This is a genomic window from Pseudomonas sp. Irchel 3E20, assembly GCF_900187645.1.
GTDB lineage: Bacteria > Pseudomonadota > Gammaproteobacteria > Pseudomonadales > Pseudomonadaceae > Aquipseudomonas.
This window is the reverse complement of sequence record NZ_FYEE01000007.1, coordinates 231,153-252,926: the sequence shown is the minus strand read 5'-3', so window position 1 is coordinate 252,926 and position 21,774 is coordinate 231,153. Positions and strand designations below refer to the sequence as shown.

Genomic DNA, 21,774 nt, shown 5'->3' with positions numbered 1-21,774 from the left:
GGAGCGGGCTTGCCCGCGATAACGGTGCATCAGGCAGCCCGCCAGCGCGGGCAAGCCCCTTGCGGCAGGCTCGCCCAACGCCGCCATCAGAACTGCGGCGTGTACTTGACGCTGAACATCAGGTTGCGTGGGTCGCCGAAGTTGTTGTTGCCGTCCAGTTGGCTGTACCCGGAGATGATGTAGCGCTTGTCGAACAGGTTGTTGGCGTTGACCGCCAGGCCGATTTGCGGGGTGGCCTGGTAGGCCAGGCGCGCATTCCACACCGTGTAGCCGGGGATTTTGTAGGTGCGCTCATCGCCCAGGGTGTGGCTCTGGCTGGTAAAGCCCAGGCCCGCACTGACGCGGCTCAAGTCACCCGGCAACTGGTAGTCGCTCCACACCCGCAGCATATGCTTGGGCGTCCAGGGGCTGAATACCTGGCCTTTCTTGTCGGGATCTTCGAGGAACTTGGTGGTATTGAAGGTATAACCGGCAAACAGTTGCAGGCCGCTGAACACTTCGCCGCTGATTTCCGCTTCCACACCCTGGCTGCGCACTTTCCCGGACGCCGCCGAGCAATACCAACCGTCGCATTCACGCCCGCCGGCCATGTCGGTCACGGCGCGGTTCTTGTGGTCGTAGCGGAACACCGCCAGCGAGGTGTTGACCCGCCCGTCCAGCAACTCGCCCTTGAGGCCCAACTCATAGTTGCTGCCGATGATCGGCTTGAGCACCGCGCCATCGGTGGAGCGCACGCTCTGCGGCTCGAACACGTCGGTGTAGCTGGCGTACACCGCCCACTCGCGGCTCAGGTCATAAACCAGGCCCAGGTACGGCGTGACTTCGCCGGTTTCGGTCATGGCGCTGGCCTGCGCCGCACTGCCGGGGAAGGTGGCGCGGTACACGGTGTCTTTGTAGCTGTAGTCGTACTCGCTCACGCGGGCACCGACCACGGCGGTCAGCGGTTCGGCCAACTTGACCCGCCAACTGCCATACATGCCTTTCTGGCGGATGTCGTATTCGCTGAAGCTGCTGCGCCCGCCGTTCTTGCTCATGATCTCGTCGTAGCTGGGCTCGGGGCGGTTGTGGTCGATGTCGAAAATCGTGCCACGGTCCTCGAACTGGCGTGCCCACATGTCATCGGAGGTGAGCTTGGAGTAGTTGCCGCCCAAGGTGATTTCCTGGGCCAGGGAAAACGCCTCGAACCGGCCGTTGACGAACAGGTCCAGGCCCAACTTGGTGGAGTCGAAATCGGTGATCCAGTCGGCGTACTCCACGCCGCTGCCATCGGGCTCAAGGCCATTGCCGGCGCTCTGGATACGTTGCTGCTTGGACGAATTGGTTTCCTTCATGCCCACCGCCGCGACCTTGAGTTTCCAGTCGTCGTTGAAGCGGTGCTCCAGGTCGGCGTAGACCGTGCTCTGCTCGATATCGGCCTGGTTCCAGCGCGCGCCGGTGTAGGTCGAGCGCGGCACCTTGAGCGGCGAGCCGTTGGCGTAACGGGGCAAGCCGCGAATCATCGGCCGCGAGTCGTCGTCGGTGTAGCTCATGCCCACGCCCAGGGTGGTGTCGGGAGTAAGGTCGAAATCCAGGGCGCCATACAGCGAATGAGTTTTGCTGTGTTCGTAGTCGATGAACGATTGGCTCTGGTCTTCGTCGGCGACAAACCGCCCGCGCACCGTGCCCTCGGCGTTGAGCGGCCCGCCCGCGTCCAGCTGCAGGCCGTAGTGGTCCCAACTGCCGGCCTTGGCGGTCAGCGCCACGGTGGGCGCAGCCTGGCCGCGCTTGCGCACCAGGTTCACCGCGCCACCCGGGCTGCCGGTGCCCTGGAGCAGGCCGGCGGCGCCGCGCAGGATTTCCATGCGGTCGAAGAAAATCAAATCCTGGATGCCCCAGTTGCCCAGGGCGTAGGTGTTGCGCGGGATGGCCACGCCATCGTATTGCCATAGATCGATCTGAAAGCCCCGCGCCGACAGCACCATGCCTTTGCCCACGCCTTGCACACCGACTACGCCAGTGGTCTGGTTGGCCGCATCGCGCAGGTCCACCAGGCCTTGGTCGTCCATTTGTTTGCGGGTCATCACCGTGACCGACTGGGGGATCTCCTTGAGGGTCTGGGTGCCTTTGCCAATGGTCACGGCGCGGGCCGCGTAAGACTGGGTGCCCTCGCTGGTGGCGCTCAAGGCCTGGGCGTTGACGGTGGTGGCGCCCAGCTCCAGGGCGCTACCGCCTTGGGCCTGGGGCTGTACGCTGAAGTTGCCGCTGTCGGTGATGCGCAACTCCAGGCCCGTGCCGGCCAAGGCCTGTTGCAGGGCCTGCACGACAGTCATGTCGCCGCGCAGCGCGGCGGCCCGTTTGTCGGCCACCAGGGCCGAGGGCAGGGAAATCACCTGGCCGCTCTGGCTGGTGATGGCGTTGAGGGTGCGTGCCAGGCTCGCGGCCGGCAGGTCGAAATGCAGCACCTGCTGCGCCGCCTCAGGGGCGGCGATAGCCATCAGCGACGGGTTGGCGGCAGCCAGGGCAATAGCCACAGCGAGGGCACGGGGCCAGGGTGTGTACACGGCGTTCTCCTGAATTTAAGTGGGCGATATCAGGAGATAGGTGGGCCGAGAAATGAAAACCGGACACGAATGAGAAGAGTTCACAAAAATAGTTTCAACGCCGCGGGCCGAGCAAGGTCAGCCACGGGCCGTAGTGCTCGACCGTAATCGGCAGGGTTTCGGCCAACGCGGTCAGCGCGCGGTCCGGCTCGTCGAGGGGGAACACACCCTGCACCCGCAACTGGCGGATCTGGGGGGCCACGCGAATGATGCCGCGCCGGTACGGGCGCAACGCATCGACCACCGCCAGCAGCGGCTCGTCGAGCACACTCAGGCGCCCTTGCAGCCAATCGCCGCGGTGGCTTTCGTCGCTACTCAACGCCTCGATCCGCCCGGCGTGGAGCAACGCAGCCTGGCCTTGCTGCACATCCCGCGAGGTGCCGTCCGCGAGGCTGGCGCGCACCGCGTGTTCCAGCACCACCACGCGGGTGGCCTCGGCCTCTTGGCGCACCAGGAAACGGGTGCCCAGGGCGCGGATTTCGCCTTGGGCGGTGCGCACGCGAAACGGGCGGTTGGGGTCCGGGGCCACTTGCACGATCAACTCGCCGGCGCGCAGGTACAGCAAGCGCTGGCCGGCCTCGAAACGCACATCCACGGCGCTGTTGGCGTTGAGGCTTAACTGGCTGCCATCGGCCAGGCTGAACTGGCGGCGCTCGCCGGTGCCGGTGCGTTTGTCCGCCAGTAACATCTGCCCGGGTGTGCTCTGCGCCCCCAGCCACAGGCCCCCCGCCAGCACGCCGAACCCGGCGAGGCCGCGCAGCACCTGGCGCCGCGACGTGCCCGGTTGCAGCAGCACTTCCCGCGCCTGGCCGGGGGCGCGTGGCTCCAGGCTGCGCAAGGTGTCGTAGGCGCCGCCCAGGCGCAGCTGCAAATGCTCCCAGGCCTGGGCATTGGCCGGGTCGCGGGCCAACCACGCGGCCAAACCGGCCTGCAATTGCGGGTCGGCCTGGCCGCTGCGCAGGCGCACCATCCAATCGATGGCCTGCTCGCCCGCCCGGTCCAGGGCGGCGCGGCTCACGGCGCCACCTCGGCCAGGTACACCTGGCGCAGGGCCTGCTTCATATAACGGCTGACCGTGCGCTCGGACACGCCCAAACGTCGGGCGATCGCCACGTAGCTCAAACCGTCGAGTTGGCTGTAGAGGAAGGCGCTTTTCACAATCGCGGGCAACCCCGCCAGAGCACGGTCAATGGCACTCAAGGCTTCGATCAGCAAGGCCTGTTCTTGCGGCGAGGGCGACAATTGCTCGGGCAACGCGGCGAGGCGCTCCAGGTAGGCGATTTCCAGTTGGCGGCGCCGGTGGCGGTCGAAAATCAGGCGCCGGGCGATGGTCGACAGGTACGCCCGAGGCTGCAGGATCTGCTCCGGGTCGATGCGCGAGGCCAGCACCTGGCAGAAGGTTTCCGCCGCCGTGTCCTCGGCATCGGCGTGGTTGCGCAGGTGCCGTTGCACATGCTGCAAGAGCCAGCGGTGATGGTCACTGAAGAAGAAACCGAGCTTATTGGAAGGGGCGGACACGGGCATAGATCCCACGGCATAAATATGAATAGTTCTCATTCTATAGAGATGGGCAGCGTTACAGCAATTCGCCATCAGCCTGGCGGCCGCCAATCCAATGAAAAAGGCCCCGGCAGAAACTGCCGGGGCCTTCAGTGGCCATATCCCTATGGCCTTGCGCGTGAACCACTCGGGAGCGATGACGTAATACTGGATCGCCGATCGCTCCCCTTCTCCCGGTCCAAGCGAGAAGCTTGCGTGTTACTCGGATTTCAGGCCGTCAGCCGATACCGCTTTAACGCCTTTGATTTTCTTGGTGATGGCTACTGCGATGTCCTTCTGAGCGTCGGTTACCGCCACTTCGGAAGACAGGGAAACCACGCCTTTGTTGGTTTCGACTTTGATATCGGTGCCTGGAATGCCTTTTTCGGTCAGCAGGTCAGCCTTGACCTTGGTGGTGATCCAAGTGTCGGTAGTGGTTTCTTTCGCCTTGGTCACTTCACCGGCCGCCAGGGTCATTGGTGCCTGGGAGGTTTGGGCGAAAGCCACGTTGGCCATGGTCAGGGTCAGTGCGGTAGCAGTTGCGGCAGCGATAGCGAACTTCTTCATACGAGTAACTCCTGTTTTTCTAGAAGGTCTGCGCCGTAGAGCTGTGTGGCGTCAGGGTTAACAGGGTTATTGCAGGGGCTGTGCCAACTTTTGCACAGCAAATAATCCCTTATTAATCAACACGTTATAAAAAACACAAAAAACCACGGTCATGCAATTTGCATGACCGCGAGGTTTCTTGCGTGCAAGTTGCGGCTTCTGCCATCAGGTACTGCTGGCGCCGCAACCTTTGGGCGCGTAATCGGCTGGCACACTGGTGGCGCAGCTCCAGCCTTCGGCCTGGGTACGGCTCAGGGTGACGGTTTCGCCCAGAGCCGGCGCCGGGGCATTGGCCAGGGTACAGGTGATGGCCCCCGCCCCGGTGGCTGCGGAGCCGGAAGCGTCCAGGGTGCAGTTGGCGGTGCTGGGGCGGCCGCCAATCAGCGCCAGCGTGGGGTCGGTGCCTTGGTTTATCAGGTCTTCAAAGGGCACTTTCAGTGCCGCGACCTCGGCCAGGGCAGCGGTAACCGTGGCCCTGGCCTGGTATTTGGAATACAGCGGCAAGGCCACGGTGGTCAGAATGCCGATGATCGCGACCACGATCAGCAGTTCGAGCAGGGAGAATCCTTTCTGGCGAGGCATGGGCCAACTCCTGGTTTTGCGTAAGGTCATGTGACCGGGAAGCCCACGGTGCATAGCTTGTGCCAAGGCTACAGCCCCACCGCTACGGGGCGTTCGGCCCGGGCTGGCGTTTTGCCCCCTGGCAAATCCGCGCCCAACCTGCCCTTTTCCGTCACCGCCCTGCCATGTGCCGGGCCCATGCTGGCGGCTAGGCTTAGGCACTTCGTCAGGGCGACCCAAGGACTCAAGGATGAGCACGAAAACCTCCGTATTCACCTGGGAAGGCATCGACCGCCAGGGCCTGCGTAAAACCGGCGAACTCAGCGCCGCCGACCTGCCGCTGGTCAAGGCCCGCTTGCGCCAGCAGGGCATTACGGCGCACCGGGTGCGCAAAAAAACCGCGCCGCTGTTCGCCCCGCGCCACCGGATCAACGCCATGGACATGGCCCGCTTCACCCGCCAACTGGCCACCCTGGCCAAGGCCGGCGTGCCGCTATTGCAGGCGCTGGAGCTGATGGCCCAAGGCGGTGCCGAGGCGCAGTTGGGCCCACTGGCGCGCCAGCTCAAACAGGACATCGCCGCCGGCAGCAGCCTGGCCACGGCGCTGCGCAACCAGCCGCGGTACTTCGACACGCTCTACTGCAACCTGATCGACGCCGGGGAGCAGGCCGGCGCCCTCGATACCCTGCTCGACCGCGTCGCCACCTATCAGGAAAAAAGCGAGCGGCTCAAGACCAGGGTGAAAAAAGCCCTGACCTATCCGCTGGCAGTGGTGGTGGTCGCGGTGATCGTCAGCACGATTCTGCTTATCAAGGTGGTGCCGCAATTCCAGAGCCTGTTCAGCGGTTTTGGCGCGCAGCTGCCGGCATTCACCTTGCTGGTGATTGCTTTGGCCGAGTTTCTCCAGGCCTGGTGGGCAGTGTTGTTCACCGTAGCCGTGGCGGCCGCTGCCGCACTGCGCCAGGGCCTGCGGCGCTCGGCGTGGTGCCGCGATGCCCTGGACCGCTGCCTGCTACGCCTGCCGCTGGTGGGCACTTTGCTCTATAAGTCCGCCCTGGCACGTTACGCCCGCACGCTGGCCACCACCTTCGCCGCCGGGGTGCCGCTGGTGCAGGCGCTGAACTCGGTGGCCGGGGCCATGGGCAGCCGCCGCTTCAGCGACACCGTGCGCGAGGTGAGCGCAGCGGTGGCCAGCGGCACCCAATTGCATGTCGCCATGGGCCACTGCGGGTTATTCACGCCGATGGCGATCCAGATGACGGCCATTGGCGAAGAATCCGGCACCCTGGAGCTGATGCTGGAAAAAATCGCGACCTTCTACGAGGATGAAGTCGATCACTGGGTCGATAACCTGACCAGCCTGCTGGAACCGTTCATCATGGCGGTTCTGGGGGTGATCGTCGGCGGCCTGGTGGTTGCCATGTACCTTCCCGTTTTCCAACTCGGCACAGCGATCTGAACATGCCCTTGAGTGATTTCCTCGCCGCCCACCCCGTAGCGTTCGCCACCCTGGCCCTGGTGCTGGGGCTGGTGGTCGGCAGTTTCCTGAATGTGCTGGCCTGGCGCCTGCCCACGATGCTCGAACGCGACTGGCGCGCCCAGGCCCTTGAAGCACTGGCACTGCCCGCCGAACCACCCGGCCCCACCTTCAACCTGCTGCTGCCCCACTCCCATTGCCCCCATTGCGCCCGACCGGTGCGGCCGTGGCACAACATTCCGCTGCTCGGCTACCTGCTGCTGCGCGGCCGCTGCGCCGACTGCCAACACCCCATCAGCCCCCGCTACCCGCTGGTGGAACTGGCCTGCGGCGTGCTCTCGGCTTTTGTCGCCTGGCACCTGGGCCCGGGCTGGGCCTGCGCCGCGTTGCTGGTGCTGTCCTGGGGCTTGCTGGCCTTGAGCCTGATCGACGCCGAGCACCAATTGCTGCCGGACGTGCTGGTGCTGCCGCTGCTGTGGCTGGGGTTGATCGTCAACAGCTTCGGCCTGTTCGTGCCCCTGGGCGACGCGCTGTGGGGTGCGGTGGCCGGTTACCTGAGCCTGTGGTCGGTGTATTGGCTGTTCAAATTACTGACCGGCAAGGACGGCATCGGCCAGGGTGATTTCAAACTGCTGGCCCTGCTCGGCGCCTGGGGCGGCTGGCAGGTGCTGCCTTTAACGATCCTGCTGTCGTCCCTGGTGGGCGCCGTGCTGGGGCTGATCTGGCTGCGCCTGCGGCGTGCGCAAAGCACCACGCCCATTCCGTTTGGCCCGTATCTGGCGATTGCCGGCTGGATTGCCTTGCTCTGGGGTGGTCAAATGGCCGACTTCTATTGGCAGTTTGTCGGTTACTGATGAATACCTCTGTAAACACACCCTGGGTCCTGGGCCTGACCGGCGGCATCGGCAGCGGCAAAAGCGCGGCGGCCCAGCGGTTTATCGAATTGGGCGTGCACGTGGTGGACGCCGATCACGCTTCGCGCTGGGTGGTGGAACCGGGGCGCCCGGCCCTGGCGCAGATCGCCGAGCATTTCGGCCCCGGCGTGCTCCAAGCCGACGGCCAACTCGACCGCGGCGCGTTGCGTGCGCTGATTTTTCAGGAGCCCCAGGAGCGGCGTTGGCTGGAGGCATTGCTACACCCGCTGATCGCCCGGGAAATCGCCGACAACCTGGCCAGCGCCACATCGCCCTACGCCATTTTGGTGTCGCCGCTGTTGATCGAGGCCGGGCAGCGGGCGATAACCCAGCGGGTGCTGGTGGTGGATGCGCCGCAGCCCCTGCAAATTGCGCGTACCCTGCTGCGCGACCAAACCAGCGAAGAACAGGTGCAGGCGATTCTCAAGGCCCAGGCCAGCCGCGAAGAACGCCTGCGTCATGCCGATGACGTGCTGGTCAACGACCGCGACCTCGCCTGGCTGCACAGTGAAGTCGAGCGGTTGCATCACTTTTACCTAACCTTGCGTGGAGGCCAGTCATGAGCCAACCCTTGACCGTCGAATGCCCAACCTGCGGCGCGCCCGTGGAATGGAACGCCAGCAATGCCAACCGGCCCTTTTGTTCAGACCGCTGCAAACTGATCGACCTCGGCGCCTGGGCGGCCGAAGAACACAAGATCCCGGTCGCCCCGGACGCCGAAGACGACCTGTTCAGCGACGACCTGCCGCCGCGCGCGCACTAAGGCTGCGGCCCCTGTGGGAGCGGGCCCGCCGGCTCCCACCGGCTCAGGGGTGCCAGCCCTAAGGCCGCATAAAACCGTAATCCTGGCCGTCGTCCAGGTTTTCGGCCAAGAACTGCAGTTCATCGGCCAAGTCTTCCAGGCTGCGCACGCCCTTGCTCTGTTGCACCACCGCACTGAGTAAGGCGCGTAGGCTCAGGCCCGGGTCAAAACCCACCTCTTGTGCGCAATCGAGACTTTGCCGCAGTTCCTGCCGTGCCCATTCATAAACGCTCATGACGCTGCTCCTGAGAAATTTCCCAGAGCATGCGACGCGGCCCCCGGGCCGTCCTTGACGTGGATCAACCTCGCGGGCGCCGTTGGTCGTCGTCGTTCCAGGGCGCCGAGAGGTAGCGTGTGCGGTTGAAGGTTTCCAGCCATTCGGGGCAAAACACCACCAGGGCGCTGACCAACATGCCGTTGATAAAGGCCTCCGGGAAAATAATCAGCCACAGGTAGCCGACAAAATCCTCCAGCCACTCAGGCATGGCGAACACGCCGTCAACCCACAACAGCCCCAGCGTGGCCAGCAGGCACAACAAGGCGGCCAGCGCCGCCGCGAAGAAACCTGAACAAAAAATGTACACGAAGGGGTTGCGCGGCTGCGCCCGTTCCACCAGCAAAGCGCAGCATTCGGTGACCAGCACCGGCAACAGGATCAACAGGCTGCCGTTGACCCCCAGTGCCACCCAGTCCTGGCGCCCCAGCAGGGCCAGGCCGATTTGCGCCACCAGGCCGCCGACTATGGCCAACGGCCAGTCCAGCAGCAGGGTGACCACAGTCATGCCGATAAAGTGGTAGGACACGCCGGTGTCGAAGTCGCGGCGCATCAGCCACAGCAAGAACAGTGCGAACACCGTGCCGAACAGCAGGTGCTGGCGGCGGGTGTCGCTGAACAACTCGACCCACGGCGAACGCAGCAGGGCCCAGGCCAGTACCGGCAGGTAAATCAGCCAACCGACCAGCAGGCTGGTGCCCGACAGCAGTTCGGCGCCGATCATGGCAGCGGCTTCTCCAGCGCCTCGCGCAGGCTGGCGGCGTTATCGAATTCGCGCACCTGCTGCACCTGGCCGTGGTCCAGTTGCAGCCACAGCACTTTGTCCGCCGCGCCCGGGTATGCCGCCACTACCTGGCCATCACGGTCGAGCATGACCCGATACGGGTAATCGCGCATGGCGGGGATGGCGAACATCCGCGCGATCAACTTGGGCATCGGTTCGATATTGGCGACGAACACCGCGTCGCGGGCTTCGAGGTAGCCCTTGGGCTGGTCCAGCAGCACGGCTTTGACCAGTTTGGCGCCGTCCATGGTGCGCGCCACCAGCAGGGTGCGGGTCTGGTCGTTGAGGCTGTAGCTCTGGTCGAACTGGTCGAGCAGGGTCCAGGGCGCCAGTTTCTCGCCCACTTCCAACGCCTGCGCCCACAGGGGCATGAGGCTCAAGATCACCACCGGGAAAAATTTCACTGCCGACTCCTTGCCTGGATAAACGAGCCGCCAGTCTACACCCGCCCCGCAGCGCGAGCGTCAAGCCCAGTGTCGCGGGTCGTTCATCACCGCTTCGTGCGCGGCGAAGACTTGGGGCAGCTCAGCCTGGAGAAAGTCCACCCAGGTGCGCACCTTGGCGTCGAGAAAGCGCCGCGACGGGTACAGCGCGTAGACGTTGCGCTCGCGCAGGCGATAGGCGGGCAGCAAACGCAGCAAGCGGCCTTCACTGAGCGGGCGGGTGGCGGCGTAGAACGGCACCAGGCTCACGCCCATGCCCGCCTCCGAGGCGTTGACCATGGATTCAGCGACGTTGCTTTGGAAGGTCGGCCCCGGCAGGACGCCCTGCTCGCCCTCCGCATCGTGAAACTGCCATTGGTCGCTGTACATCGGGTCGAGCAAGCGCAAGCAGCGGTGCTCGTTCAGCGCCGCCGGGCTGGCCGGCACACCGTGGCGCTGCAGATACGCGGGCGAGGCGAACGGCGCGCTGTAGATCTGCCCGATGACCTGGGCGACGAACTGGGAATCGGCCAGTTCCTGGGCGATGGAAATCACCACGTCGTGGCCTTCTTCCAACGGGTCGGGGTTGCGCTGGGACAGGCTCAGTTCGAACACCACGTCCGGGTACAGCTCGCAGTAGCGGGCGATCAGCGGGGTTATCAGCATGCCGAGGCCGTGCAGGGTATGCACGCGCAAGCGCCCGCTGGGCTTGAGGTGGGCGCCACGGGCTTCGGCGGTGGCCACTTGCATTTCTTCGAGGATCTGCCGCCCGCGCAGCAAAAAGCGCTCGCCGGCGTCAGTCAGGCCCAGGCGCCGGGTGGTGCGTTGCAGCAGGCGCGCCTGCACGTGCTGCTCCAGGTCCGCCACCAGGCGCGAGACCTGCGCGGTCGAAAGATCCAGGGCCTGTGCCGCAGCCGTAAAGCTGCCGCTATCGACCACCTGCACGAACACCCGCAGGCTATTGAGTACATCCATAAAGCCTCCGGGGCCTGTGACTGTTGCGTTTGATGTAAGGCTGCATCAGGCGAACGCGGCTTTTTCCTACAGCCGCGAGGGCTAAACTGTACACATCAGCTCACATATACAAGAGGCCACCATGAAAACCCTGCTCAGTCTGTTCCTCGCCCTTGTCGCCACCGGCGCCCTGGCCGGCGAACCCACCCTGGACGTCGCCAAAGTCGTGTCTATCAGCGATATCCCCAACGTCTGCGACGTGGTACCGGCCACCATGGTCTATATCGACCACCAAGGGCAAACCCATAGCGTCACTTATATGGTGATGGGCGATTGCGGCGGCCCGGCCTAAGCCCGCCGCAACCGATTGGCGCCGCGCCAGGCCAACGCCAGGTTGGCCGCCCCGGCGCCGGTCACAGCAGGGTCCAGGTGTAGCTGAGGGTCAGGCGGTTTTCGTCGATATCGCTGCGGTAGTTGGAACGCGCCATCACGTTGCGCACGCGCATGCCCAGGCCTTTGAGGGTGCCGCTCTGGATCACGTAGCCCAGGTCCAGGTCGCGCTCGCGGTCCTTGCCCTCGAACCCCTTGCCGGTGTCGACGTTGTTACCGGAAATGTAACGCACGGTGCTGGTCAGGCCGGGCACGCCCAGGGCGGCGAAATCGTAGTCGTGGCGCACCTGCCAGGAGCGTTCGTCGGTGTAGGCAAATTCATAGGTGGGCACTTCGTTGCCCAGGGGGGTGACGTTGGCGAACACCCGCGGGAACGCGCTGTCGCCGAACATCCCCTGGTAGCCGACGTAAAAGGTGTGGCCGCCGCGCTTGGCCGACAGCAGGGAGAAAAACGCCTGGTTGTCGATGTTGCCCAGTAGTTTTTTGCCGTCTTCGCGCGAATCGTAAAAGCCTAGGTTGGCCCCCAGGGTCCAGTCGCCCATCGGTTCGCTGTGCTTGAGGCCCAAAAAGCGCTGGTGGTAGATGTCTTCCAACTGGCCGAACCAAGCGCTGGCCGAGGTGCGTTTGTCGTTGAACACATAGTCGGCCCCGGCAAAGTTGAAGCCGTCGCTGCTGACCTGGCGTTGCGGCACGTGGCCGAGCATGGCTTGCATCTTGTCGTCGCCCGCCTCGTTGCGCAGGCTGGTGGATTTCAAATGGCCACCCTGCAAGGTCAAGCCGTTGATTTCGCCGGACGTGACGCTGGCCCCCTGATAACTCGGGGGAAGCAGGCGGATATCACTGAAGGCCAGCACCGGCAGGTTGGGCTGCAATTCGCCGATGCGCAGTTCTGTCTTGGAGAAGCGCACTTTCAACGCCCCGGCGAGGCGGCTGTAGTCATCCGCCGCGCGGCCGTCGTCCTGCACCGGCAACAACCCGGTGTTGACCCGATCGGGGCTGCTGTCGAGCTTAAGCCCCAGCAAGCCGATCACGTCCAGGCCAAAACCGACGGTGCCCTGGGTGTAGCCCGATTTAACGTTGAGGATAAAACCCTGGGCCCACTCCTCGGCCTTGGACTGCTGATTGGCGCCGACGATGTCGGAAAAGTCGCGGCTGAAGTAGTAGTTACGCGCCTGCAAGGTCGCCGTGGTGTCCTCGATAAAGCCGCTGTCGGCGGCCAGCACGGAGGTGGAGCAGCCCAGGCCGATAGCCAGGGACAGGACGCAAGGGGTGCTCTGGAAGGTCTGTTTCATCGTTTGGCTCTTATTGTTATTGATCGACAGGTGGCACACGAACGCGGCAGCGCCCGGGCGGCCGAGGGCATGGGAACGGGGTGGAAAATCAGGCGTGAATCAGGGGCGGCGCGCCACCTCGCCGGGGGCGGCCACGACCGGCGCGGGCCGCCGGGCGTTGAGCAGGACATGGGCGGCAATGCCGAAGATCAGGCCCCAGAATGCGGCGGACAAACCGAACAGCGACATACCCGAGGCCGTGGTGAGGAAGGTCACCAGCGCCGCTTCGCGGTCGTTGGGCACCGCCATGGCGCCGGCCAGGGCGCCGCCGATGGCGGCGAACAACGCCAGCCCCGCCAGCGCTGCGATCAGCTCCTTGGGAAAGGCCGAAAACAGCGAAACCAAGGTGGCGCCAAAAATCCCCAGCACCAGGTAGAACAGCCCGCCCACCACCCCGGCAACGTAGCGCTTGCTTGGGTCTTCGTGGGCCTCACGGCCAGTGCAGATGGCCGCGGTGATGGCGGCCAGGTTCAACCCGTGGCAACCAAACGGCGCCAGCAACGCGGTGCCCAGGGCACTGCTGGCGATGATCGGGCTGGCCGGGGTGTTGTAGCCGCTGGCGCGCAGCACCGCCATGCCGGGCACAAACTGCCCGGTCAGCGCCACCATCACCAGGGGCAAGGCGATATTAAGGGTCGCGCTGAGGCTAAATTGCGGGGTGACCCACACCGGCGTCGCCAGGCCAATGACCAGGGCTTCACGGTGCAAATCGCCGGCGGCAAACGTGATAGCGCAACCCACCAACAACACCATCAGCACCGCATAGCGCGGCAGCAGGCGCTTGCACACCAGGTAGGTGACGAACATCGCCAGCACCAGCAACGGCTTGCCCTGCAAGGACACGAACAGGCCGGTGCCGAACCTGAACAGAATCCCCGCCAGCATCGCCGCCGCAATGGCGCTGGGCAGTTTGCTGATGATCCGGTCGAAGGCCCCGCAAATGCCCACTGCGAAAATAATCAGGCTACTGACCAGGTAGGCGCCCACGGCCTCTTCCATGGAAATCCCCGGCAGCAACGCCACCAGCAGCGCCGAACCCGGCGCCGACCAGGCAATAATCACCGGCACCCGGTAGCGCAGGCTCAGGCCGATGCCCAACACGGCGCTGCCGATGGAAATCGCCCAAACCCAGGACGACAGCAGCTCCCGGGGCATCTGCGCGCTTTCGGCAGCCTGGAAAATAATCACCAAGGGCCCGGCATAGGAAATCACCGTGGCGATAAACCCGGCCACTGCCGCAGACAGGGAAAAGTCATGGAAAAACGCTTTCATGGCACCTCACCGCAAGACTCATCTGGCAACCCGTGGCACAGGGCCCGGGTGCTCTTGTTCTATCGAACGTGGGCGACACGGCACTGCGCCGTGTCGCACCGGCTCAGGCGCGGGTGGGCGTCAGGGCCGCAGTGGCGCGGGTGGAACGTTGGCTGCTGATGGCAAACAGGGTCATCGCCACCGCCGCAATCGCGCCCGGTACGGCAAAGGCCATGAAATTCAGTTGCAGCGGCAGGCTGATGCCCAACAACGCCCCGCCCAGTAGTGGCCCGACGATAGCGCCGTTGCGGCCAATCCCGGAAGCCCAGCCAAGCCCCGTGGAACGAATGGCCATGGAGTAGAACTGCGCGGCGCAGGCGTACAGCAGAATCTGCGAACCGATGGTGGTGGCCCCGGCAATGGCGATCAGCAGGTACAGCACCGGCGTCGGGCTCTTGAAGCCCAGCAAGGTGATGGAGATGGCGGCCACGGCGAAGAACACCGCCAGCACCCGCGGCAGGTTGAGCTTGTCGCCCAGCACGCCACCGCCCACCGCGCCGAAGATCGCGCCGAAGTTGAGCACCAACAGGAACGACAGGCTCGAACCCAGGCTGTAGCCGGCGTTGGCCATCAGTTTCGGCAGCCAGGAACTCAAGGCGTAAACCATCAGCAGGCAGCAGAAAAACGCCACCCACAGCATCAGCGTGCGCACGGCGCGGCCTTCGCGGAACAACTGCAACACCGGGGTGCCGGTGCCTTTGACTTCGCTCATGTGCAGTTGGTCGCTGCTTTGCGCGACGTAGCCCGGGTCGACCCGCTCCAGCACCTTGCGCGCTTCTTCGTTGCGGCCCTGGCGCAGCATGAAACCCACCGATTCCGGCAGGAAATACATAATCAGCGGCAGCATCAGCAGCGGCAGCACCGCCACGTAGAACACCGACTGCCAGCCGAAACTGGGGATCAGCACAATGCCCAGGCCCGCCGACAACATGCCGCCCACTGAATAGCCACTGAACATGATGGCCACCAGGGTGCTGCGGATTTTCTTCGGCGCGTACTCGTTCATCAGCGCCACCACATTGGGCATCACCCCGCCAATGCCGAGCCCGGCAATGAAGCGGCAGATGCCGAATTCCGTGGGGTTGCGGGCAAAACCGTTGAGCACGGTGAAGCCGCTAAAAAGGATGACGCAAATGGTGATGGCTTTCTTACGCCCGATCTTGTCGGACAACGGCCCAAAAAACAGCGCCCCGAACATCATGCCAAACAACGCATAACTGCCCAGCGCCCCAGCCTCCAGGGGGGTGAGGCCCCACTCTTTCATCAGTACCGGCAGGACCACGCCGTAAATCACCAGGTCGTAGCCGTCGAAAATGATAATCAAGGCACACCAGAACAGCACCATCCAGTGGAAGCGGTTGAACCGAGCTTTGTCGATAACCTCATGAACGTCGATTTTGCGCATGGCATCTGTCTCTTGTTGTTGTTTTTGTAAACGATGGGCGAGAACGCCCTCGTTTTTATAGGCAGGCCATCGCAGGGTAGGCAGGCCCTGCGCCCTGCAATATCCGCTTTGTGCAGATCGCTATCCGTTTTGTGCAGGGGTGTTTCGCCTGTTTGCGGCCGGCGCCAGGAAAATGGGGGGTCTTCAAAAGCCCATTTGGGCGCTAAGCTGGGGCGATGGATGACTCAGATTACCTACGCCTGCTGACCATCGCGGCCGAGCAGGCCAACGCCTTTTTGTCCAACGCCCGCAAATGGGAGCGTGAACGCTGGGTGTGCCAGCGGCTTTTGCAGGGGTTGAACATCCCCTATCGCCTCGAAGAATTCAGCCCCGCGGGCGAACCGCCGGACGTGCTGTTTCGCGATGCCAATTTCGAGGTGTTTTTCGTCCTAGACGAGGGCCGGCGCCTCAACGATGAATGGCGCGACGAGTTGCAGCGCCGGCGCACGGCGTTCTCCCTGAGCCAATTGGTGCGCCGAGAAGCCAAGCCCCGACGCATCCCGGCCAACGACTTCCTGCTGCGGCTGGCGCCGACCCTGCGCAAAAAAGCCCACAACTATAAAGAGCGCGGCATGGACCTGGGCGAACTGGACATCATCGCCTTCGCCAGCCTCAAGCGCGAAGTGCTGGACCTCAACAGCCACTTCCCGCCGCCCACCGAATACCTGCGCCAGGGCTGGCGTTCGCTATCGCTGGTGGGCCCCACGTTCGCCCGCGTGCTGTTCGCCCACCCCGACGCGCCGGACTTTTTGCGCAACAACCTGGGGCGCAGCATCGTGTTCGATGTCGGGATCAGCCTGTGATGAGCCCCTTGCAAGAGCTGATTGCCCACGTACCGCAGCAGGGCCGGGTGCGTTGGATTGGCGTGCGCCCCGAATCACGCGGGGCCATGGTCGAACTGGAGGCCGTCGAAGCCCGCCGCGAAGCGGGGCTGACGGGCGATCATGCCCGGCCAGGCCCGCGCAACGCACGGCAGGTGACGTTGATCCAGTGGGAGCATCTGGCCGTTATCAGCGCCTTGCTCGGCCGGGCACCGCAGCAGCCCGTCCAGGCCCAGGACCTGCGGCGCAACCTGGTCATCAGCGGTATCAACCTGTTCAGCCTCAAGGGCCGGCGCTTTCGCATCGGCCAGGCGATTTTCGAGACTACGGGCTGGTGCCAGCCCTGCGCACGCCTGGAGCAACGCCTGGGCCTGGGCACCTTTCAAGCAGTACGCGGCCATGGCGGAATCACTGCCCGGGTGATCCACAGCGGCATCATCCGCGTCGATGACCCACTGTGCGTCGAGCCGCTGTCCGAGACGGGCTATGCTCCCTTCAACCCCGGATAAACCGTTGTACCGCCCTTTCATTCAGCAACGTCTACCGACGAGGCCTTTATGACCAGCCGCCTGAACCCCGACGACCAAAAGCATGTCGAACAGTACCTGCAACTGTCCCAGAACCGCGTGGAGCGCCGCCCTTTTCGGCCGTGGCTGCTGCTGGCGGTGGTGCTGGTGACGGTGATCGCGCTCGGGTTGCTGAGCCGCCTCTTGAGTTACCTGACGCTATGAGCTGCCTGGCGCTCGCTCGGGTAACCGCACCGATTTTTTTTAGCCTTGCGAGATATCCCCATGACTCATCGAATTGTCATTGTCGGCGGCGGCGCCGGCGGCCTGGAGTTGGCGACCCGCCTGGGTAAGACCCTGGGCAAACGTCGCACCGCCAGCGTGACACTGGTAGACGCCAACCTCACCCACATCTGGAAGCCGCTGCTGCATGAAGTGGCCGCCGGTTCGCTGAACTCCAGCGAAGACGAGCTCAACTATGTTGCCCAGGCGAAATGGAACCACTTCGAGTTCCAGCTTGGGCGCATGAGCGGGCTCGACCGCGAGCGGAAGAAAATCCAGTTGGCCGCCACTTACGACGAACAAGGCCTGGAGCTGGTGCCGGCCCGCGAACTGGGCTACGACTCCCTGGTGATCGCCGTCGGCAGCACCACCAACGACTTCGGCACCCAGGGCGCGGCGCAGCATTGCCTGTTCCTCGACACCCGCAAACAGGCCGAGAAATTCCACCAGCAACTGCTCAACCACTACCTGCGCGCCCACGCCGGGCAAACCGATGTGGTGCAGCAGATCAGCGTGGCCATCGTCGGCGCCGGCGCCACGGGGGTGGAACTGGCCGCCGAGCTGCATAACGCCGCCCATGAACTGGCGGCCTATGGCCTGGACCGGATTCTCCCGGAAAACATGCACATCACCCTGATCGAGGCCGGCCCACGGGTGCTGCCCGCCCTGCCGGAGCGGATCGGCGGACCGGTGCATAAAACCCTGGAGAAGCTGGGAGTCAACGTGATGACCAACGCCGCCGTCAGCGAAGTGACCGCCGACAGCCTGATAACGGCCGATGGCCAGGTGATTAACGCCAGCCTGAAAGTCTGGGCCGCCGGAATTCGCGCGCCAGGCTTCCTCAAGGACATCGATGGCCTGGAAACCAACCGCATCAACCAGTTGCAGGTGCTGCCCACCCTGCAAACCACCCGCGACGAAAACATCTTCGCCTTCGGCGACTGCGCGGCCTGCCCGCAACCGGGCACCGACCGCAACGTACCGCCCCGGGCCCAGGCCGCCCACCAACAGGCGTCCTTGCTGACCAAATCGCTGAAACTGCGGATCGAAGGCAAGCCACTGCCCAGCTACAAGTACACCGACTATGGCTCGCTGATTTCGCTGTCGCGGTTTTCCGCCGTGGGCAACCTGATGGGCAACCTGACCGGCAGCGTAATGCTCGAAGGCTGGTTGGCGCGCATGTTCTATATCTCGCTGTATCGCATGCACCAAATGGCGCTGTACGGCCCTTTCCGCACGGCAATGCTGATGCTGGGCAGCCGCATTGGCCGCGGCACCGAACCGCGCCTGAAGCTGCACTGATCCACACACTTTGTGGGGCTTGGTCCAGCCGACGATGGCGGTGTACCTCTCACACGTGCATGAGCTAGCAGATCACCATCGCGGGCAGGCCCGCTCCCACAGGGAGCGGGCCTGATCGGCACTCAACTTTTGCGCAGACAAAAAAAATCCCCGTATCTGACGATACGGGGATTTTCAATATGGTCGGGGTAAGGGGATTCGAACTCCTGACATCCTGCTCCCAAAGCAGGCGCGCTACCGGACTGCGCTATACCCCGGAAAAAAAAGGCGACCTTTTCAAGTCGCCTTCTTCGATCATGGCTTTTGGCCGCTGATCTTAAGATTCGATCCCAGCAACGCTGGTTTCAAAAATGGTGGGTCGTGTGGGATTCGAACCTACGACCAATTGGTTAAAAGCCAACTGCTCTACCAACTGAGCTAACGACCCAAAAATGGTCGGGGTAAGGGGATTCGAACTCCTGACATCCTGCTCCCAAAGCAGGCGCGCTACCGGACTGCGCTATACCCCGGTTTGAAATTGGCTCCGTGACCAGGACTCGAACCTGGGACCCAATGATTAACAGTCATTTGCTCTACCGACTGAGCTATCACGGAACTACATATTTCAATTACATCTACTGCTTACTTCAGCCTCTTCTACCCGTTCACATCGCTGCGTTCGTGTGTCTGAGGCGCGCTATTCTACAATCTTAAAAACCCCTGTCAACCCTTTAAATTGCTTTTAAGACAATGATTTGCGACTTCTTTCAGTTTTCTTCTTGGGGAGAAGAAAGCCTTGGGCTGACATACTGCGGGGCGCACTTTACAAGCCTTTTCCTTTGAGTTCAACGCCCTACCGAAAAAAAAGGCCCCGCGATGCAGGGCCTCTACTTGGCGCGTCAGGACTGCACCTTAATGGAAAACAATCTCGTCGTTTTCCACCGTGGCCGTCACGCTCGCTCCCGGCAGGAAACTGCCAGAAAGGATCAACTGCGCCAGCGGGTTTTCGATCCAGCGCTGGATCGCTCGTTTGAGCGGCCGTGCGCCGTACACCGGGTCGTAACCCACCGCGATCAGCTTATCCAACGCTTCGCCGCTCAGTTCCAGTTGCAGCTCGCGCTCAGCCAGGCGACTGCGCAGGCGGCCCAACTGGATTTGCGTGATGCCAGCAATCTGATCCCGGGCCAGAGGCTCGAAGATCACCACTTCGTCGATCCGGTTGATGAACTCCGGACGGAAGTGCGTCGATACCGCATCCATCACCGCCGCACGCTGCGCCTCGCGATCACCCACCAGTTCCTGGATCTGCGCCGAGCCCAGGTTGGAGGTCATGACGATCACCGTGTTGCGGAAATCCACCGTACGCCCGTGGCTGTCCGTCAACCGGCCATCCTCCAGCACCTGCAGCAAGACGTTGAACACGTCCGGGTGGGCCTTCTCGACCTCATCGAGGAGGATCACCGAGTAAGGCTTGCGCCGCACGGCCTCGGTCAGGTAGCCGCCCTCCTCGTAGCCTACATAGCCTGGTGGCGCACCTATCAAACGAGCCACGGAGTGTTTCTCCATGAACTCGGACATATCGATCCGCACCATCGCCTCTTCGGTATCAAAGAGGAATTCGGCCAACGCCTTGCACAACTCGGTCTTACCCACACCGGTTGGGCCGAGGAACATGAACGAGCCGCTGGGGCGGTTAGGGTCCGACAACCCGGCACGGGAACGCCGCACCGCGTTGGCCACCGCCACCACCGCCTCGTTCTGGCCGATCACGCGCTGGTGCAGCAGGCTTTCCATCTTCAACAGCTTGTCGCGCTCGCCTTCGAGCATTTTCGACACGGGAATGCCGGTCCACTTGGACACCACTTCGGCGATCTCTTCCTCGGTCACTTTGCTGCGCAGCAACTGGTTTTCGCTGTGGCCGTGCTGATCGACCATTTGCAGGCTGCGCTCCAGGTCCGGGATAACCCCGTACTGCAACTCCGCCATGCGGTTCAGGTCGCCTTTACGGCGTGCCGCTTCCAGTTCCTGGCGCGACTGCTCGATTTTCTGCTGGATCTGCGCAGAGCCTTGCACTTCGGCTTTCTCCGCGTTCCAGATCTCTTCCAGATCCGAGTATTCGCGCTCCAGGCGTTCGATTTCTTCCTGGAGTTTCTCCAGGCGTTTTTTCGCCGCCTCGTCGTCTTCTTTCTTCAAGGCCTGGGATTCGACCTTGAGCTGAATCAGGCGCCGCTCCAAGCGATCCAGCACTTCGGGCTTGGAGTCGATTTCCATACGGATACGGCTGGCCGCCTCATCGATCAGGTCGATGGCCTTGTCCGGCAACTGCCGGTCAGTGATGTAGCGATGGCTCAACTTGGCCGCCGCGATGATCGCGCCGTCGGTGATCGCCACTTTATGGTGAACCTCGTACCGCTCCTTGAGGCCACGCAGGATCGCGATGGTGTCTTCCTCGCTCGGTTCTTCCACCAGCACTTTCTGGAAGCGTCGCTCGAGCGCCGCGTCCTTCTCTATATATTGGCGGTACTCGTTGAGCGTGGTGGCGCCCACGCAGTGCAGTTCACCGCGCGCCAGGGCAGGCTTGAGCATGTTGCCCGCATCCATCGAGCCTTCGCCCTTACCGGCGCCGACCATGGTGTGCAGTTCATCGATGAACAGAATGATCTGCCCTTCCTGCTTGGACAGTTCGTTAAGCAAGCCTTTGAGGCGCTCCTCGAACTCGCCGCGGTACTTGGCACCGGCGATCAGCGCGCCCATATCCAGGGACAGCAGGCGCTTGCCTTTGAGGCCGTCCGGCACTTCGCCGTTGATGATGCGCTGGGCCAGGCCCTCGGCAATCGCGGTTTTACCCACGCCAGGCTCGCCGATCAGCACCGGGTTGTTCTTGGTGCGCCGTTGCAGCACCTGGATGGTGCGGCGGATTTCGTCGTCGCGACCAATCACCGGGTCGAGCTTGCCGTCTTCGGCGCGCTTGGTCAGGTCAACGGTGTACTTGTCCAGAGCCTGGCGCGATTCCTCGACGTTGGCATCGTTAACCGCTTCGCCGCCGCGCAGGTTGTTGATCGCGTTCTCCAGGGCTTTCTTGCTCACACCTTGGCCGAGCAGCAACTTACCCAGTTTGCTGTTTTCGTCCATCGCGGCGAGCAGCACCAGTTCACTGGAGATGAACTGGTCGCCCTTCTGCTGGGCCAGGCGATCGGCCTGGTTAAGCAGGCGCGCCAGGTCCTGGGACATGTTGACGTCCCCGGTGGGGTTCTGGATTTTCGGCAGTTGGTCGAGCTCTTTGCTCAGCTCTTTGCGCAAACTGTTGACGTCAAAGCCCACTTGCATCAGCAGAGGCTTGATCGAGCCGCCCTGCTGTTCAAGCAGCGCTTGCATCAAGTGCGCCGGCTCGATGGCCGGATGATCGAGGCCGACCGCCAGGGATTGGGAGTCGGACAACGCTAACTGTAATTTGCTGGTTAAACGGTCTATACGCATGAGTCACCTTCCTTTTGAG

General features: G+C 63.3%; 22 protein-coding genes and 4 tRNA genes. 9 read left to right on the top strand and 17 right to left on the bottom strand.

Features of this window, described 5'->3' with window-relative positions; all coding sequences use genetic code 11:
* Window positions 1-86 precede the first annotated feature (86 nt).
* From CKW13_RS15475 to CKW13_RS15455, 5 genes are all read right to left on the bottom strand, one after another.
* Window positions 87-2,540 (bottom strand): TonB-dependent siderophore receptor, encoded by a 2,454-nt coding sequence (locus CKW13_RS15475; RefSeq protein ID WP_095109493.1) that lies wholly within the window; start codon window positions 2,538-2,540, stop codon window positions 87-89.
* Window positions 2,541-2,634: 94 nt separating this feature from the next.
* Window positions 2,635-3,597, bottom strand: coding sequence for a FecR domain-containing protein (locus tag CKW13_RS15470; RefSeq protein WP_095109492.1), 963 nt, complete (start codon window positions 3,595-3,597; stop codon window positions 2,635-2,637).
* Window positions 3,594-4,097: a sigma-70 family RNA polymerase sigma factor gene (locus CKW13_RS15465; RefSeq protein WP_371856235.1), complete on the bottom strand. Its 504-nt coding sequence runs from the start codon at window positions 4,095-4,097 to the stop codon at window positions 3,594-3,596. Before CKW13_RS15465 ends, CKW13_RS15470 begins: the two co-directional genes overlap by 4 nt.
* Before the next feature lie 240 nt (window positions 4,098-4,337).
* Complete coding sequence (locus CKW13_RS15460) at window positions 4,338-4,685, bottom strand: BON domain-containing protein (protein WP_095109490.1); 348 nt, start codon at window positions 4,683-4,685, stop codon at window positions 4,338-4,340.
* A 204-nt stretch (window positions 4,686-4,889) separates the two neighbouring features.
* Window positions 4,890-5,306, bottom strand: a complete 417-nt coding sequence (locus CKW13_RS15455; RefSeq protein WP_095109489.1) for a pilin — start codon at window positions 5,304-5,306, stop codon at window positions 4,890-4,892.
* A 229-nt stretch (window positions 5,307-5,535) separates the two neighbouring features.
* On the opposite strand from CKW13_RS15455, the gene CKW13_RS15450 reads away from it, so the two are divergent.
* The 4 genes from CKW13_RS15450 to yacG are packed head-to-tail and all read left to right on the top strand — an operon-like array spanning window position 5,536 to window position 8,439.
* Complete coding sequence (locus CKW13_RS15450) at window positions 5,536-6,744, top strand: type II secretion system F family protein (protein ID WP_095109488.1); 1,209 nt, start codon at window positions 5,536-5,538, stop codon at window positions 6,742-6,744.
* A gap of 2 nt (window positions 6,745-6,746) precedes the next feature.
* The gene (locus CKW13_RS15445; protein WP_095109487.1) at window positions 6,747-7,616 is read left to right on the top strand and encodes an A24 family peptidase; all 870 of its coding nucleotides are present in this window, start codon (window positions 6,747-6,749) and stop codon (window positions 7,614-7,616) included.
* Window positions 7,616-8,239, top strand: a complete 624-nt coding sequence (coaE, locus tag CKW13_RS15440; protein ID WP_095109486.1) for a dephospho-CoA kinase — start codon at window positions 7,616-7,618, stop codon at window positions 8,237-8,239. Before CKW13_RS15445 ends, coaE begins: the two co-directional genes overlap by 1 nt.
* Complete coding sequence (gene yacG, locus CKW13_RS15435) at window positions 8,236-8,439, top strand: DNA gyrase inhibitor YacG (RefSeq protein ID WP_095109485.1); 204 nt, start codon at window positions 8,236-8,238, stop codon at window positions 8,437-8,439. Before coaE ends, yacG begins: the two co-directional genes overlap by 4 nt.
* A 58-nt stretch (window positions 8,440-8,497) precedes the next feature.
* Here yacG and CKW13_RS15430 read toward each other — a convergent pair whose 3' ends face one another.
* The 4 genes from CKW13_RS15430 to CKW13_RS15415 all read right to left on the bottom strand — a co-directional run bounded on the left by CKW13_RS15430 (window position 8,498) and on the right by CKW13_RS15415 (window position 10,933).
* Window positions 8,498-8,713, bottom strand: coding sequence for a hypothetical protein (locus tag CKW13_RS15430; protein WP_095109484.1), 216 nt, complete (start codon window positions 8,711-8,713; stop codon window positions 8,498-8,500).
* 64 nt (window positions 8,714-8,777) lie between these two features.
* Window positions 8,778-9,476 carry an energy-coupling factor ABC transporter permease gene (locus CKW13_RS15425; protein ID WP_095109483.1) on the bottom strand — a complete coding sequence of 233 codons (699 nt, stop codon included), beginning with the start codon at window positions 9,474-9,476 and terminating at the stop codon, window positions 8,778-8,780.
* Window positions 9,473-9,940 carry an FAD/FMN-containing dehydrogenase gene (locus CKW13_RS15420; protein WP_095109482.1) on the bottom strand — a complete coding sequence of 156 codons (468 nt, stop codon included), beginning with the start codon at window positions 9,938-9,940 and terminating at the stop codon, window positions 9,473-9,475. The genes CKW13_RS15425 and CKW13_RS15420 overlap by 4 nt, the downstream gene beginning before the upstream one ends.
* Before the next feature lie 60 nt (window positions 9,941-10,000).
* Window positions 10,001-10,933 carry a LysR family transcriptional regulator gene (locus tag CKW13_RS15415; RefSeq protein WP_095109481.1) on the bottom strand — a complete coding sequence of 311 codons (933 nt, stop codon included), beginning with the start codon at window positions 10,931-10,933 and terminating at the stop codon, window positions 10,001-10,003.
* 121 nt (window positions 10,934-11,054) lie between these two features.
* On the opposite strand from CKW13_RS15415, the gene CKW13_RS15410 reads away from it, so the two are divergent.
* The gene (locus tag CKW13_RS15410) at window positions 11,055-11,264 is read left to right on the top strand and encodes a DUF2790 domain-containing protein (RefSeq protein ID WP_095109480.1); all 210 of its coding nucleotides are present in this window, start codon (window positions 11,055-11,057) and stop codon (window positions 11,262-11,264) included.
* Window positions 11,265-11,325: 61 nt separating this feature from the next.
* On the opposite strand, the gene CKW13_RS15405 is transcribed toward CKW13_RS15410, so the two are convergent.
* From CKW13_RS15405 to CKW13_RS15395, 3 genes are all read right to left on the bottom strand, one after another.
* Window positions 11,326-12,594 (bottom strand): OprD family porin, encoded by a 1,269-nt coding sequence (locus tag CKW13_RS15405; RefSeq protein WP_095109479.1) that lies wholly within the window; start codon window positions 12,592-12,594, stop codon window positions 11,326-11,328.
* A gap of 99 nt (window positions 12,595-12,693) precedes the next feature.
* Window positions 12,694-13,905, bottom strand: a complete 1,212-nt coding sequence (locus CKW13_RS15400) for a benzoate/H(+) symporter BenE family transporter (RefSeq protein WP_095109478.1) — start codon at window positions 13,903-13,905, stop codon at window positions 12,694-12,696.
* A gap of 103 nt (window positions 13,906-14,008) precedes the next feature.
* Complete coding sequence (locus CKW13_RS15395) at window positions 14,009-15,349, bottom strand: aromatic acid/H+ symport family MFS transporter (RefSeq protein ID WP_095109477.1); 1,341 nt, start codon at window positions 15,347-15,349, stop codon at window positions 14,009-14,011.
* 215 nt (window positions 15,350-15,564) lie between these two features.
* Here CKW13_RS15395 and CKW13_RS15390 point away from each other — a divergent pair, with 215 nt between their 5' ends.
* From CKW13_RS15390 to CKW13_RS15375, 4 genes are read left to right on the top strand one after another with little or no spacing between them, the layout of a single operon-like run.
* Window positions 15,565-16,191, top strand: coding sequence for a DUF1780 domain-containing protein (locus tag CKW13_RS15390; RefSeq protein WP_095109476.1), 627 nt, complete (start codon window positions 15,565-15,567; stop codon window positions 16,189-16,191).
* Entirely contained in the window at window positions 16,191-16,718 is a 528-nt protein-coding gene (locus CKW13_RS15385) for an MOSC domain-containing protein (protein WP_095109475.1), read from the top strand. The genes CKW13_RS15390 and CKW13_RS15385 overlap by 1 nt, the downstream gene beginning before the upstream one ends.
* A 48-nt stretch (window positions 16,719-16,766) precedes the next feature.
* Window positions 16,767-16,940: a DUF3094 family protein gene (locus CKW13_RS15380; RefSeq protein ID WP_095109474.1), complete on the top strand. Its 174-nt coding sequence runs from the start codon at window positions 16,767-16,769 to the stop codon at window positions 16,938-16,940.
* A gap of 60 nt (window positions 16,941-17,000) precedes the next feature.
* Window positions 17,001-18,299 carry an NAD(P)/FAD-dependent oxidoreductase gene (locus CKW13_RS15375; protein WP_095109473.1) on the top strand — a complete coding sequence of 433 codons (1,299 nt, stop codon included), beginning with the start codon at window positions 17,001-17,003 and terminating at the stop codon, window positions 18,297-18,299.
* A 180-nt stretch (window positions 18,300-18,479) separates the two neighbouring features.
* Here CKW13_RS15375 and CKW13_RS15370 read toward each other — a convergent pair.
* The 5 genes from CKW13_RS15370 to clpB form a co-directional block, all read right to left on the bottom strand.
* Window positions 18,480-18,556, bottom strand: a tRNA-Pro gene (locus CKW13_RS15370).
* Between the two features lie 94 nt (window positions 18,557-18,650).
* Window positions 18,651-18,726 (bottom strand) — tRNA-Lys (locus CKW13_RS15365).
* Window positions 18,727-18,731: 5 nt separating this feature from the next.
* Window positions 18,732-18,808, bottom strand: a tRNA-Pro gene (locus tag CKW13_RS15360).
* Between the two features lie 9 nt (window positions 18,809-18,817).
* Window positions 18,818-18,893: transfer RNA gene (locus CKW13_RS15355), tRNA-Asn, on the bottom strand.
* Window positions 18,894-19,190: 297 nt separating this feature from the next.
* Window positions 19,191-21,755, bottom strand: coding sequence for an ATP-dependent chaperone ClpB (gene clpB / locus CKW13_RS15350; RefSeq protein WP_095109472.1), 2,565 nt, complete (start codon window positions 21,753-21,755; stop codon window positions 19,191-19,193).
* Window positions 21,756-21,774: the final 19 nt, after the last annotated feature.